Source organism: Acinetobacter sp. GW821-FHT09D10 (genome assembly GCF_059416285.1).
In genome coordinates this window covers 707,774-722,195 of the sequence record NZ_JBWKOW010000001.1, presented here as the reverse complement: position 1 = coordinate 722,195, position 14,422 = coordinate 707,774, and the positions used below count along the sequence as shown (strand labels likewise).

The window sequence follows — 14,422 nt, the reverse complement described above, 5'->3', positions numbered from 1 at the left end:
GGATTGCTGGGTTTAATACCAGCCACATGCCAAACATGAGTGTTATGCCAGATTCTTCACGCCCCCAACAAGCGCCACAACGTGTGATCAAAACGCGCCGTGAATATAATATTTGGGTGGCAGATGAAAGTATCGAAGATTATGCGCTCCGTTATGCGCCCACCTCAGTACGTAAATGGTCGCCTTGGACCGTTACAAATACCGCAATTTCGACAGTTAGCTTCTTGGCTATGGAAGCCATTGGGGCGACCATGCTTTGGCAGTATGGCTTTAGCAACGCGTTGTGGGCGGCAATAGTCGTATGTACCATCATATTTTTAACCAGTTGGCCGATTAGTTACTACGCTGCAAAATATAATGTAGATGTCGATTTGCTCACCCGTGGTGCAGGTTTTGGCTATATTGGCTCGACCATTACTTCTCTGATTTATGCCAGCTTTACCTTTATTTTACTTGCATTTGAAGCCGCAATTATGGCGATGGCACTTGAGCTTGCCCTTGGCATTCCACAAGTTGTTGGTTACTTAATTTCTGCATTGGTGATTTTGCCTTTAGTGGTCAAAGGTATTGGTTTTATTAATAAAGTTCAGGCAATCACTCAGCCAATCTGGCTCTTGTTGCTGTTGTTACCGTGGTTTTTTGTACTTTGGAAACAGCCACAAATTTTAAGTAGTAGTCTGCATTTTGTTGGTGCGGTTTCAAACTCGACCGATTTTAATCTGTATTACTTTGGTGCGGCGTGCACCCTTATTTTTTCATTTGTGATCCAAATTGGTGAGCAAGCTGACTATTTACGCTTTTTACCGCAACAAGAAAAAAATAGAACCGCGTGGCGTTTTGCTGTTTTTTTAGGTGGTCCATCTTGGATTATTTTTGGATTTCTAAAAGTTTTGATGGGCATGCTGCTGATGGTTTTAGCCTTTCAGCTGTTAATTCCTGTCTCTGAACTAGACAATCCGACGTATCTGTATTGGATTGCCTATCAACAATTTATTCCAAATCCTCAGCTTGCTTTAATCCTGACTTTAGCACTGGTTTGCTTGGCACAAATTAAAATTAATATGACCAATGCCTATGCGGGCTCATTGGCATGGTCAAACTTTTTTGCCCGTTTGACTCATAGCCATCCGGGGCGAATTGTCTGGCTTCTTTTTAACGTTTTCATTGCCATTGTTTTGATGGAAATGGGCATTAGCCATGCGGTCGAGCGCATTTTGGGGCTATATAGCAATATCGCTTTGGCATGGATTGGCGCTGTTGTTGCTGATTTAATTATTTGTAAACCTTTGGGTTTAAGTCCGAAAGGAATTGAATTTCGCCGTGCTTATTTATATGACATTAACCCTGTAGGTGTGGGTGCCTTACTGATTGCTTCAGTGCTATCGATGCTTAGCTATTTGGGCTTTTTCGGATTAATGGCGAAAGGCTTGGCGAGTTTTATTGCGCTGGGAAGTGCGATGTTATGTGTTCCTATCATTGCTTACTTAACCAAAGGCAAATATTACATTGCACGCCAGCCTGAAAAAATTCAAGCAGCTTCAGTTGCAAACTGTGTGGTGTGCGAGAGGGACTATGAACTGGCTGATATGGCGGGTTGCCCAGCCTATAATGGTACGATTTGTTCTTTATGTTGTTCACTCGAAGCACGCTGTCACGATTTGTGTAAACCCGATGCGCGTTGGTCGGTGCAACTTAAAAAAGCCATCTGGCACTATCTACCAGAACGCTGGGCCAGTCGTCTAAACAGTCGGGTCAGTTTATATTTATTACTGACTTTAGGGCTGTCTATTGTTTTGGCGGTGAGTTTGAGTCTAGTTTATATCCAAGAAAAAACCTATTTAGAAACAATTAATGCAGCAGCTGTTCCTCAGCTATTTACGCTGTTTGTCAAAATTTACACCATCTTATTTTTATTGATGAGCGTTGCGGCATGGTGGTTAGTGCTAAACGATGAAAGCCGCCGTAATGCTGAAATTGAAACACATCAACAAACGGCATTATTGATTGATGAAATTGCAGCGCATGAAGTCACTTCAAAAGACTTGCAAGATGCCAGAATTTCAGCAGAACGGGCAAATGATGCAAAAAGCCGTTATGTCATTGGCATTAGCCACGAGTTACGAACACCTTTAAATAGTATTTTGGGCTATAGCCAATTACTTCAAAAACAAGAGCAGCTTTCGGAACAGGGGAAAATGGCGCTTGGGGTAATTAGCCGTAGTGGGCAGCATTTAACTTCACTGATTGACGGTTTACTGGATTTAGCACGAATTGAGACAGGCAAAATTTCTTTAAATGTAGTGGATGTCAATTTCCCCAATTTTATAGAACAGATTATTCAAATGTTTCAGCCACAGTTTGAACAGAAGAATTTACAGTTTATTTATGAAATTGGAGATAACCTGCCGCACTATGTCCGTACCGACAAAAAGCGCTTAGAGCAAGTGCTCATTAACTTGCTGGGCAATGCTTTAAAGTTTACGACGAGCGGCACAATTACTTTGAAAGTCGAGTACCGTTTTCAAACGGCATATTTTGAAATTAGAGATACGGGCTGCGGCATTGCCGAAGCGGATTTAGAGCGAATATTTAATCCGTTTGAACGAGGCAGCAATGTGGTTCAGGGTGGCTTTACTGGAACAGGTCTGGGTCTGCCGATTGTAAAATTATTGGTAGATTTACTTGGCGGGCAGCTATCTGTGAGTAGCCAGCTCAATGAGGGTTCACAGTTTAAAATTAAGTTTTATTTACCTTCAAAAGAAGTGGTTCATCCAATTTCTAATGTCTATTCCAATCAGATTACGGGCTATCAAGGCGAGCGAAAACGAATTTTGGTTGTCGATAATGAAGCGGTTGACCGCGGCTTAGTCGCCAATTTTCTAAAACCTTTAGGATTTATGATTGAAGAAGCCGAGTCGGGCATTGACTGTTTAAGGCGCGTACCTATTTTTCAGCCTAACCTGATTTTAATGGATTTGAATATGCCCTTGATGGGCGGCTGGGAAACTGCACGGTTATTACGTCAAAATAATATTACCAATGTGCCGATCTTAATTATTTCAGCCAATGCAGGTGAGCGTGAAGTCAATCCACAAGATGCAGTGTTAAGTGAAGACTTTATGCTAAAACCAATCGACCTCAATTTGTTGCTGAGTAAAATTGGAGATAAGTTAGGGCTGGTGTGGGCTGATTCTAGGTCAACATTAACCGAAGAAAATAATGAGGTTCAAGCACTTCATATAAAGACGTATAAGCAAGAAAAAGTCACTGTTTATACACCAACAAGACAACTAGAAAATAATGGCCCACAAGATTTAACTCAAGCCTTGCAGCAGTTAAATGATTTGATTGGACAAGGCTATATTCGAGGCATTCAACATGCTTTAACGCATTGTCGTCAAGATTTTCCGGAGCATGACGAGTTATGGGAACAGCTTGAGCAAGCTATTCAAAAGTTTGATTTAAAACATGCCCAACGATTAATTCAGGATAAGCAATGAGTACGCAACATGTTTCTTTTCAGCAGGCTTCAACAACTGAGCAGGCTGTTATTCTGATTGTGGATGATGTGCCGGAAAATCTGGGCTTGCTACATGAAAGTCTGGATCAGGCAGGGTATCGTGTGCTTGTTACGACAGATGGATTAAGCGCAATTGAAATCGCACATCGATGCTTACCAGATATGATTTTGCTCGATGGCAATATGCCACATATGGACGGTTTTGAAAGTTGTATACAGCTTAAAGCGAGTCCAATTACCCAGTTTATTCCCGTCATTTTTATGACAGGTTTGTCGGAGACAGAGCATATTGTGCGTGGTTTTCAGGTCGGTGGGGTGGACTATGTAACAAAGCCACTGAATATTGAAGAAGTACTGGCAAGGGTAAAAACACATTTGGCACATGCCAAACTATTGCAGCAACAAAAACAAGTGATTGATGCAACTGAAACTGCCATTCTTGCTCTAGATGTTCAAGGTAAAATTGTTTGGAAAACCCAAAAAGCCAGTGATTTGTTGAATCAATATTTGCCTGAACTAGAGGGCTTTGAGGCAGGTTTAAAAGCTTGGTTTTCAGACTTGGAACATGAAAAAGACCCAAAAAAATTAACAAGCTGTTCTTATTCAACGCCATCTCAGCAATTACAACTTTTATTACTCACGCCATGGCAATCCGGTACCAGTGTGGCGAAAAATTATCTTATACAGATCAAGACTTCTACGCCTGCATTAGACGTCGCTGATATCTTAAAATATTGCCCACAGTTGACTCAGCGTGAAGCAGAAGTCATGCACTGGTTATTGTTAGGTAAAACCAATAAAGATATTGCGGAAATTTTGGAGCTGAGCCCGCGGACGGTAAACAAACATTTAGAACATGTTTTTGAAAAGCTTTGCGTTGAAAATCGAACTGCGGCTGTGGCGCATATTAATAGTCTGGTGCAAGAGTTTCATTAAATAAATAGAGGCCCGTGTTGAGCCTCTATCATGCCTCTTATTTCAAGTTTTGTTTAAAGAAACTAGTTAATTTATCAAATGGAATGAGATCGACACGATCGTATAAATCAACATGTCCCGCACCTTTAACATAGTAAAGTTCTTTAGGTTGGCCTGCGAGTTTATAAGCTTCTTCACTAAACTCTTTTGAATGAGCCTGATCACCTGTAATAAATAGCATTGGGCGTGGTGAGATGGTTTCGATATCGTTAAATGGATAGAAGTTTAAAAATTTGACATTACTTGTGAGCGTTGGGTGGGTTGTAAGCTCTTTTGATGAACTTTTTGGCGTATATTCTCCGCGTGGGGTGCGATAAAAGTCATAAAATTCACGTTGAAGAGGATGTGTATCTGCCGTTAACTCATGCGTAGTCCCGCTGGTATATTTTATTTCACCGCCTGTGAACTCGACATAACGTTGCGCAGCCGCTTCAGCAATAATTTGCTTTCTTTGCTCTAAGGTTTGTGAGTGACGTAAGCCATTACGGTTTGCAGCTCCCATATCATACATGCTGACAGTGGCAATGGCCTTCATACGAGGGTCAATTTTTGCTGCGCTAATAACGAAACTTCCACTTCCGCAAATGCCGAGTACGCCAATACGTTCACGGTTAATAAAGGATTGTGTTCCTAAATAATCTACAGCCGCACTAAATGCTTCTGCGTAAATGTCAGGTGCAACTACATTTCTGGGTTGGCCCGCGCTTTCACCCCAAAATGATTGATCAATTGCCAATGTTATAAAACCTTGTTCAGCCAATTTCTGTGCATAAAGCATAGAGCTTTGTTCTTTCACGGCTCCCATTGGGTGACCAATTACAATAGCGGGGGCTTTTAGTTTTTTATTTAAGTTCTTGGGAATAACCAGATTACTGACTATATCCATGTTGTATTGATTTTTAAAAGTGACTTTCTGAATAGTCACTTGCTGACTTTGATAAAAGTTATTTGCGCCGTTAGTCATGTCTGCTGCCATACCTGAGGTTGAGGAGAATAAACCAATTGTTGCAGCGCAAATCGCAGCCGCCGTATGGGTTTTAAGCTTTTTAAACAAGGGAGATGTAGTCATGGATGCCTCAATTTAAATAATTTGAATGGGTGAATTTGCTCATGCTTATTTCATTTGGGAAATTGAAATTTTGATGGGTTGTTTTTGCTTGAACTCTTGGAGAATAGCCTCAATTTTCCCAAGCAAAATAAGACCATTTGCGTACCCAACAGTTGAGTCTTTATAGAAAAAAGCCAGATTACCCCAAGGGGCGTAATAGGTAAGATCACCAGCTTTTCCTGCATAGCCATTGGGTGCATTTTGTATAGTTAGCTTGGTGGGTAGGTCGGCTATTTTTTCAGTAGAGTCATAATCTTTAAGGTTTAATGTCAACGGAAGCTGCTTGGCAAAATCTTGAACAGTCGGTGTCATGGGTAATGTTGCAAATAGCGATTGCTTTGATCCCTCAATATCAATACGGATTTTCATCATCGATAACCTTTGTTGATTGTTGCCCGTAGGCCTTGTTGCATAAGAGATAGATATGGCTGAAAATGAGAAAAAGATGCTGAGTAAAGCGAGAAAAAACTTCTGAGTAGCCATATCGAAGAACCTCATTTCTTTAAGAGAAAGCACTTAAATGCAGTGAAGTTATTCAATTTCTAGCGTAAAGGTATGAGCTGAATTTATTAATTTTTGACAATAATAAAATCAGGTACTTTTTATGCTTGAGCTCATCTAAATCTTGATGATCACTGCTTGATATAGAGTTTAATAAATCCTCTTTATAATGATTAGCCTAAAAAACAAACATGGACTTATGAGCAATATTCATAAATAGTTTTATCATTTATAATTAAATTAAACCGTGAAAAGAGACAAAAGCAGATGATAAACAAAGAAAACTATAATGATCTTTATGCTTTTTTAATGGTGGCTCGAGAAGGGAGTTTTACGAAGGCCGCAGGAAAAATGGGAATTTCGCAGTCCGCGCTAAGCCATACCATTCGCGGTTTAGAAGAACGTTTAGGGATGCTACTTCTGACCCGAACCACACGAAGCGTTTCACCGACAGCCGCGGGTGAAAGATTAAAGCAAACCATTAGCGCCAGCTTTGACCAGATTGATAATGAATTATCACTTTTAACATCATTTCGGGATCAGCCCGCTGGTACGGTTCGTATTAATGCCAGTAGCCATGCGATACGGGAAGTGCTGATTCCAAAACTTGAAAAGATTGCTGGTGATTATCCTGATGTACAAGTTGAGCTAGCTGCCAATAGCGGTATGGTGGATATTGTTGCGGAACGATTTGATGCAGGAGTTCGCTTTGGAAGTCGTGTAGCAGATGGCATGATTGCGGTACGTATTAGCGCAGATGTCAAAATGGCGGTGATTGCAACGCCACAATATTTTGAGAAATATGGAATTCCCACAACCCCCAAAGATTTAATCAATCATCAATGTATTGGCTTTCGTTTAACAACCCAAGGCAGTGTGTATGCATGGGAATTTTTGAAGGATGGGCAAGAAACAAAAATCAAAATCCAAGGACAATGGATATTTAATGAAAGCTACGATATTGTCGAGGCGGTTAGAGCTGGATTTGGATTGGCTTACATTCCGCAAGAACTGATCCAGCAAGATCTCGATCAAGGCAAACTTGTTCAGGTATTGGAAGAGTACAGTATCCAGTTTCCCGGATACCACCTGTACTATCCACATCGTAGACAGCTTTCGCCTGCGTTAAGGTTGGTTATTGATGTGTTGCGTGAATAGCACTTCGCCAAGTAATAAAAGCAGTAATAGCACCGAATAACAGCACAATGGCGCTCATATAAAACGTAGCACTATAGCCTTGTGAGTCATATAACAAGCCGCCTAAAGTTGCACCTAAAGTAATCGCAAACTGAATAATTGCGACCATCAAACCGCCACCAACCTCAGTATCTTGATGTAGTGTTTGGGCAAGCCATGTGTTCCATGCGACAGGTGCCGAAGTTCCAACGAATCCCCATAATCCCATTAATATTGCGACCAACCACAAATGCTGACCACCAAGTACGAAGGCATAAGCAATGCTTGCCATCATTAAAGGAATAAGGATGAGGTAGCGATAGACATGTTGATGAAGAATAAAACTAATCACGAATGTGCCAACTAAACCCGCGATACCTAATATGAGTAATAAAATGGATAACATGGCCGCATCGACATGACTGACGGTTTCTAGAAATGGGCGTAAGTAGGTAAATAGCGCAAATTGCCCCATAAATAACAATAAAATCCCTGTCATGCCATAAAACACGATCGGACGTTTCAGTAGTCCAAAGGGATTTTTTGACTTTTCAGCAGACATAACTGCTGGAAGAGCGGGCATACTTTTAAATTGCCATACAAGCGCAATTATCGCGATAGGAACGATACAGAAAAAAGCGCCACGCCAGCCAATGATTGAACCTAAAAAGCTGCCTAAAGGTGCGGCTATTGTGGTTGCTAGAGCATTGCCGCCATTTAATAGACCAAGTGCTTTGGATACAGCTAAAGGAGGTACAAGTCTCATCACAATCGAAGTCGACATGGCCCAAAAACCACCAATCACTACACCTAAAATTGCACGACCCACCATGAATAAAGCAGCAGAGTGAGCAAATGTAATCAGCATGCCAGAAACGATCATGAGTAAGGTAAGTAACAGCATGATATGACGGCGATCCCATGTCTTAAATACACGGCTAATAGTTAAGCTGGTTACCACAGCAAAAATGCCTGAAATTGCGATCGCCTGACCGACTTGGCCTTCACTCATATTTAAATCTGAAGATATTGGTGTGAGTAAACTTACGGGCATGAACTCTGAGGCAATTAATACTGCACAGCATAGTGACATTACAAATACAGCACCCCATGCAGGTGTGCTATTCTCATGTGTATCTTGCTCAATTTGATGAAAAGAAGACATAAAAGTTCCGACTTTAAAACCGTTAAATGTTCATAAAAGAAATGAACAAATCTGGTTGCAGAGCTTATCAGCAAGGGTTTGAAAGGATTAGGCCTAGAATTACGAATAGAATTATGAGTTTTATGCATGAATTGTCTTTAAAAAGCATACAGACTCGCTGCTAAAAACAGGCTATTTTTTAACACTTAGATTTGTTCTTATAGTTCAAGATATACAAAGTCATTTTTAAATAAATATGAGTCGTAAGAAGAGGAATTTATTGTGAATATTCAACAAAAAGATGATACAAAACACGGTAGCTTTAGTTTACTTGATGGTGAAACCGTGGCAGGTGAAATGACTTATACATGGGCAGGCGAAAATATGCTGATTATTGATGCCACAGATGTGAATGAAAATTATCGGGGACAAGGCGTAGGTCGACAATTACTTGATGCTTTAGTTGCTTTTGTTCGCGAGAAAGATGTGAAAGTGATTCCGCTTTGCCCTTATGCAAAATCAGTATTTGATAAAGATCCAAGCATTGGTGATGTCCTTAGAAAATAAGCAATAGACTGAAAGTTGTTTCATGAAAATCGGGCGTTGATGTCCGATTTTTTTATTGGTTTTTATTAGATATGGACTGTGATGAACATGTTTTAAGCGGTTGTAATCAACTAATTTGAATGCTTTCGATTGCCAAATCGAATTTATCAAACTTATAGAAAAGCTTATCTAATAAAAATAGTTTTAGACCAATTGGGAAAAAAATAAACTCGGTACACAAATATTTAATGGCTGATTAAAGCTAAATATTTATAACGTTTTAATATTATTTTTGGAATTTTCCTTGAACTGGCAGTATATCCATAGTGTGTTGCCGCAATTTTTCTCTGCAACTTTGACCACGCTGAAAATTTCAATCATCAGCATTATTTTGGCCATTATTGTAGGACTGATTTGCAGCATTTTAATCACATATCGCGTGCGGGTACTAAATAGAATTGCCCAGTTCTATATTGAGTTATCTCGAAATACCCCTTTATTAATTCAACTATTCTTTTTGTATTACGGTTTGCCCAAACTTGGCATCAAAATCGATGGTTTTGCTTGTGGTGTGATTGGACTCACATTTTTAGGCGGAAGCTATATGGCAGAAGCTTTTCGAGCGGGGCTACAGTCTGTTGCAAAAGGCCAGATTGATTCTGCAAAAAGTATCGGTCTGCAACCGATTCAAATTTTTAGATATGTCATTTTTCCTCAAGCACTTGCTATTTCAATTCCAGCAATTGGAGCAAATTGTCTATTTTTAATTAAAGAAAGTTCGGTCGTAAGTGCCATTGCTGTCGTTGAACTGCTTTTTGTCACCAAAGACTTAATTGGCATGGATTATAAAACAACAGAAGCTTTGTTCTTATTAATCATGGCTTATCTGATTATTTTATTGCCTGTGTCTATTTTAACCAGTTATCTGGAATACAGAAGTCGGAAGGTGAGCCATGGAACTTGATTATTTATTTCAGGCAAGTCATCTCGAACGTTTAATGTGGGGACTGTGGGCAACCGTAAAAATTGCGTTTATTTCGGTATTTTTTTCTGCAATTTTAGGCACCGTTTTAGGTGTCATTATGACTTCTAAAAACATAGCGGTTAAAGCGTTGTGCCGCCTGTATTTAGAAGCGATTCGAATCATTCCAATTTTAGTTTTGCTGTTTGTTTTTTATTTCGGCTTTGCGACATGGTTTAACTGGCAGTTTTCTGCGATGTGGGTGTGTGTTGTCGTGTTTGTTTTATGGGGTACGGCTGAAATGGGCGATTTGGTTCGGGCGGCAGTTACCTCGATCGATCAACATCAACGCGATTCGGCCTATGCGTTGGGACTGACTCATGTTCAAGCATTGGTCTACGTTATTTTTCCGCAAAGTCTAAAACGAGTAACACCAGGCGCAATTAATTTATTTACCCGAATGGTGAAAACCAGCTCTTTGGCAGTTCTGATTGGTGTGGTTGAGGTCATTAAGGTGGGCCAGCAAATTATTGAAAATTCGCTTCTGACTGTGCCGAGCGCCTCGCTTTGGATTTATGGCTTTATTTTTATTTTGTATTTTCTGATTTGCTATCCCTTATCTCGTTTGGCGGCACATCTAGAAAAGGTCTGGGAGTAATTATGCCTTTGTTATCGATACAACAATTACAGAAATCATTTGCACAAAGTCATATTTTACAGGGCATTGATCTAGATGTAGAACAAGGAGAAGTGGTTGTAATTTTAGGCCCATCGGGCTGCGGTAAAAGTACCTTACTGCGCTGTATTAATGGATTAGAACCGATTCAAGGTGGTGAAATCCGTTTAACTGGTTCAGGTGTTTTGGGTAAAGATGTGGACTGGACTAATGCCCGTCAAAAAATTGGCATGGTTTTTCAAAACTATGAGCTGTTTGGGCATATGAATGTGATTGACAATATTTTGCTCGGACCACTCAAAGTGCAAAAACGCCGCCGTGATGAAGCTGAACAAGTTGCAGATGAGTTGTTAAAGCGAGTAGGACTCTTTGAGCGAAAACTCGATTATCCACGACAACTTTCTGGTGGACAAAAACAGCGTATCGCCATTGTTCGTTCACTGGTGATGCAACCTAAAGTCATTTTGCTCGATGAAATTACAGCTGCGCTTGATCCGGAAATGGTCAGGGAAGTGCTGGATGTTGTTTTAAAACTAGCCAATGAGGGGATGACCATGTTGATTGTGACTCATGAAATGTCCTTTGCACGTAAGGTTGCCGACCGCATTATTTTTATGGATAAGGGCAAAATTATTGAACAGGCGCCACCTGAAGAATTTTTTGAACAGCCGAAAACAGAACGAGCTAAAACCTTTTTAAATATCTTGTCGTATTAAGTCTTTTATTATTTGAATCATGAGGAAGTGAATGTTTAAACGTAATTCAATAAAAATATTAAGCAGCATTGCTGTTGCTGGGGTGTTATTAACGGCATGTAGTAAAACGCCATCAACTGAGCAAGCAAGTAATAGTCAAGAAGACCAGTCTTTAGAGCAAGTCAAAAAAAATGGGGTGTTGCGAGTTGCCGTTTTTGCTGATGATCCGCCGTTTGGTTATGTAGACAGTGCTGGCAATAATCAGGGCTTTGATGTGGCCTTAGCAAAACGAGTTACTAAAGATCTGCTCGGTGATGAAAAGCAAGTTGAGTTTATTGTGACTGAGGCTTCAAATCGGGTGGAGTTTTTAAAATCAAATCGTGCCGATGTTGTGTTTGCGACATTTACAGTAACGCCTGAACGTAAGGAGGTTGTAGATTTTGCCGAGCCTTATTTAAAAGGTGCTTTCGGTATTGTCTCTCCTAAAGCCAAACCAATTACTGACATTGCTCAATTGGAAGGTAAAACGTTAATTGTAAATAAAGGCACCAGTTCAGATACCTATTTTACTAAGCACTATCCGAAAGTGAATTTACTGAAGTTTGAAAGAAATTCGGATGCGTTCAAAGCCTTGACTGATGGTCGTGGTGACGCAATTTCACAAGATAGTACTTATGCTTTGGCGTGGGCTGCGAAGAATCCAAGTTATGTGGCGGGTATCCAGTCTATTGGTGATCAAGAGTTTATTGCACCAGCAGTGAAAAAGGGCAATACCCAATTATTGAATTGGCTCAATACTGAAATCAAGCAGCTAAGAACAAGCGGTGAAATTAAGAAAATTTATGATGAAACCTTAAAACCAATTTATGGTGAATCGGTTAATCCTAATGTGTTTTTAGATGTAGGCCAATAATTTTCGATATCGCTAGAGCAGTGTCTAAAAGTAGGCACTGTGATTTTAAATAAGACTTTTACAAGAACGATAGGGTGAAATAATGACAACACTAACTTTACAAAATATAAAGCATGTCCTCGCTGCATCTTTGCTGAGTTTAGGTTTGGTTGCATGTGATAAAGGCACGCAATCTAATGAAAAAACAGCTGACAGTACTCAAACTGTGTCGAGTATTGAGCAGATTAAAAAGAATGGTGTCGTGCGCATTGGTGTATTTAGCGATAAACCGCCGTTTGGATATTTAGATGCTCAAGGTAAAAATCAGGGCTTCGATGTAGAGATTGCCAAGCATGTTGCTAAAGACTTGTTGGGTGATGAAAACAAAGTAGAGTTTGTTTTAACTGAAGCTGCAAACCGTGTCGAATATTTAAAAGCCAATAAAGTAGATATTATTTTTGCAAACTTTACAGTTACACCAGAACGTAAAGAAGTAGTCGATTTTGCTAAGCCTTATTTAAAAGTTGCTTTGGGTGTGGTGTCTCCTAAAACTCATCCAATTACAGATATTGCTCAACTTAAAGATAAAACTTTGTTGGTGAACAAAGGCACGACGGCTGATTCATTCTTCACTAAGACTCATCCTGAAATTAAACTGCAAAAGTATGAACAGAACACTGAAACCTTTGATGCTTTAAAAGATGGCCGCGGTGCTGCTTTAGCACATGATAACTTGCTGGTTTTAGCTTGGGCTAAAGGAAATCCAAATTACACTGTTGGCATTACCAATTTAGGTGAGCAAGACTTAATTGCACCAGCAGTGAAAAAAGGCGATAAAGAGTTATTGGACTGGTTGAACCAAGATTTAGAGAAATTGGCAAAAGAAGGCGTAATTCATCAAGCTTATGAAAAGACTTTGAAACCAGTCTATGGCGATACGATTAATCCAAAAGATTTATTGGTTGAGTAGTCGTAATCACAGCCTCTAATGACTAGGACTCTAGATAGTATTTGCTTGAGCTAGGATTCATCTACAGCCTGCCCATAATTTATAAAGATAATTTTTTGCAATATTTTTTATAGATGCAAACAGTGGTCAGGTTCTGTAGATGACAAAGTTTTTTGGTTACTTTTTTCAAAAAAGTAACAGAATTAGCTGATTGCTTTAGAGATAGAAAGGCAGGATTCCATCGTGTTAATTCCTTGATTCTATATTATTTGAACTTAAATAAAGTCGGCTCGGCTGCCAATTTATCTGCCAAATATTGAATAAACACACTTAATTTCGGTGGTACATGGCGTGTTGGCGGATAGAGTAACCACAAGCCTCCACTGTAATAGGTCTTAAAATCCCAGTCGGGTAAAACTTGAACCAAAGTCTGTTGTTGTAAAGCATGGCGCGCAACAAAGTAGGGTAAGCTGGCTACTCCTAAATGCTGTAGGGCTGCGCTTAAACGTACACCTGTATGATTTGCAGCATAGCGGCCCCGCACAGCAACATTAATCGATTTATTCCCTTGTTGAAATTTCCATTTTGAATCACTGATTTGTTCACCCAAATAGATACATTCATGCTGCTTTAAATCATGAGGATGGGTTGGTATGCCATGTTTTTCCAAATATTCAGGTGTAGCACAAATCAAGTGATCGATATCAATGAGTTTTCGTCCCATCAGGCCGCCAGAGGGTTGCTCCGTAATTCGAAGCGCTAAATCAACTTCATCATCAATTAAGTCAACATAACGGTCTTCTAAAAGCATTTGAATATCAATTTTGGGATAGCGTTCTAAAAACTCAGGTAAATGTGGATGAATCATAAAATGTCCAACGGCTTTTGGAACACTCAGGCGAATGATTCCTTGCGGTTCGACATGAAATTGGCCTGAACTTTCCATCACTGCCTGTGCCGCATTGACCATATCTAAACAACGTTGATAGACCTGTTGACCACTTTCACTCAAACGAAGCTTTCGTGTGGTTCGATAAAGTAAGCGTGTTCCCAAAGCACGTTCTAAGCGAGCAATCGCACGGCTTATCGCAGAGGGTGTAGTACCGAGTTGTCGAGCCGTTTCAGAAAAACTCCCTGACTCGACCACTTTCACGAAAGTCGCCATTTCATTTAACAGAACTAAACTTTGATTTGTGCTCATGAGGCAAAAGTTATTTGGATTTAGAGTGGATTATCGCGTTTAAGAAATCGCAATACAATCTTTTTCATCTTAAAGTAG

Annotated in this window: 14 protein-coding genes; 9 read left to right on the top strand and 5 right to left on the bottom strand. The window is 39.9% G+C overall.

What is annotated here, in order from left to right:
• Nucleotides 1-35: 35 nt before the first annotated feature.
• Both AC07M3_RS03385 and AC07M3_RS03380 read left to right on the top strand, forming a co-directional pair.
• Nucleotides 36-3,500, top strand: a complete 3,465-nt coding sequence (locus tag AC07M3_RS03385) for a hybrid sensor histidine kinase/response regulator (RefSeq protein ID WP_494566907.1) — start codon at nt 36-38, stop codon at nt 3,498-3,500.
• Nucleotides 3,497-4,456, top strand: a complete 960-nt coding sequence (locus tag AC07M3_RS03380; protein ID WP_045125319.1) for a response regulator transcription factor — start codon at nt 3,497-3,499, stop codon at nt 4,454-4,456. Before AC07M3_RS03385 ends, AC07M3_RS03380 begins: the two co-directional genes overlap by 4 nt.
• 37 nt (nt 4,457-4,493) lie before the next feature.
• Here the strand turns inward: AC07M3_RS03380 and AC07M3_RS03375 are convergent, their stop codons facing one another.
• On the bottom strand, nt 4,494-5,564 hold the full coding sequence (locus AC07M3_RS03375) for an alpha/beta hydrolase (RefSeq protein ID WP_494566511.1): 1,071 nt from the start codon (nt 5,562-5,564) through the stop codon (nt 4,494-4,496).
• Nucleotides 5,565-5,609: 45 nt separating this feature from the next.
• Nucleotides 5,610-6,086, bottom strand: coding sequence for a cyclophilin-like fold protein (locus AC07M3_RS03370; RefSeq protein WP_494566510.1), 477 nt, complete (start codon nt 6,084-6,086; stop codon nt 5,610-5,612).
• A 285-nt stretch (nt 6,087-6,371) separates the two neighbouring features.
• Between AC07M3_RS03370 and AC07M3_RS03365 the strand changes: the two genes are divergently transcribed.
• Entirely contained in the window at nt 6,372-7,262 is an 891-nt protein-coding gene (locus tag AC07M3_RS03365; protein ID WP_472892995.1) for a LysR family transcriptional regulator, read from the top strand.
• On the opposite strand, the gene AC07M3_RS03360 is transcribed toward AC07M3_RS03365, so the two are convergent.
• Nucleotides 7,240-8,445 carry an MFS transporter gene (locus tag AC07M3_RS03360; protein ID WP_494566509.1) on the bottom strand — a complete coding sequence of 402 codons (1,206 nt, stop codon included), beginning with the start codon at nt 8,443-8,445 and terminating at the stop codon, nt 7,240-7,242. The genes AC07M3_RS03365 and AC07M3_RS03360 overlap by 23 nt on opposite strands.
• 261 nt (nt 8,446-8,706) lie before the next feature.
• Here AC07M3_RS03360 and AC07M3_RS03355 point away from each other — a divergent pair, with 261 nt between their 5' ends.
• A complete protein-coding gene (locus AC07M3_RS03355; protein ID WP_133746270.1) occupies nt 8,707-8,991 on the top strand; it encodes a GNAT family N-acetyltransferase in 285 nt (94 codons plus the stop codon).
• Between the two features lie 106 nt (nt 8,992-9,097).
• On the opposite strand, the gene AC07M3_RS03350 is transcribed toward AC07M3_RS03355, so the two are convergent.
• A complete protein-coding gene (locus tag AC07M3_RS03350; RefSeq protein WP_080547582.1) occupies nt 9,098-9,211 on the bottom strand; it encodes a hypothetical protein in 114 nt (37 codons plus the stop codon).
• Between the two features lie 63 nt (nt 9,212-9,274).
• On the opposite strand from AC07M3_RS03350, the gene AC07M3_RS03345 reads away from it, so the two are divergent.
• The 5 genes from AC07M3_RS03345 to AC07M3_RS03325 all read left to right on the top strand — a co-directional run bounded on the left by AC07M3_RS03345 (nt 9,275) and on the right by AC07M3_RS03325 (nt 13,164).
• On the top strand, nt 9,275-9,934 hold the full coding sequence (locus AC07M3_RS03345; RefSeq protein WP_017386114.1) for an amino acid ABC transporter permease: 660 nt from the start codon (nt 9,275-9,277) through the stop codon (nt 9,932-9,934).
• Nucleotides 9,924-10,589, top strand: a complete 666-nt coding sequence (locus AC07M3_RS03340) for an amino acid ABC transporter permease (protein WP_494566508.1) — start codon at nt 9,924-9,926, stop codon at nt 10,587-10,589. Before AC07M3_RS03345 ends, AC07M3_RS03340 begins: the two co-directional genes overlap by 11 nt.
• Before the next feature lie 2 nt (nt 10,590-10,591).
• Nucleotides 10,592-11,323: an amino acid ABC transporter ATP-binding protein gene (locus tag AC07M3_RS03335; protein ID WP_004642454.1), complete on the top strand. Its 732-nt coding sequence runs from the start codon at nt 10,592-10,594 to the stop codon at nt 11,321-11,323.
• 31 nt (nt 11,324-11,354) lie between these two features.
• On the top strand, nt 11,355-12,215 hold the full coding sequence (locus AC07M3_RS03330; RefSeq protein WP_494566507.1) for a transporter substrate-binding domain-containing protein: 861 nt from the start codon (nt 11,355-11,357) through the stop codon (nt 12,213-12,215).
• A gap of 82 nt (nt 12,216-12,297) precedes the next feature.
• Nucleotides 12,298-13,164, top strand: a complete 867-nt coding sequence (locus tag AC07M3_RS03325) for a cysteine ABC transporter substrate-binding protein (RefSeq protein ID WP_494566506.1) — start codon at nt 12,298-12,300, stop codon at nt 13,162-13,164.
• A 244-nt stretch (nt 13,165-13,408) separates the two neighbouring features.
• Here the strand turns inward: AC07M3_RS03325 and AC07M3_RS03320 are convergent, their stop codons facing one another.
• Entirely contained in the window at nt 13,409-14,344 is a 936-nt protein-coding gene (locus AC07M3_RS03320; RefSeq protein ID WP_133746267.1) for a LysR family transcriptional regulator, read from the bottom strand.
• Between the last annotated feature and the right edge of the window lie 78 nt (nt 14,345-14,422).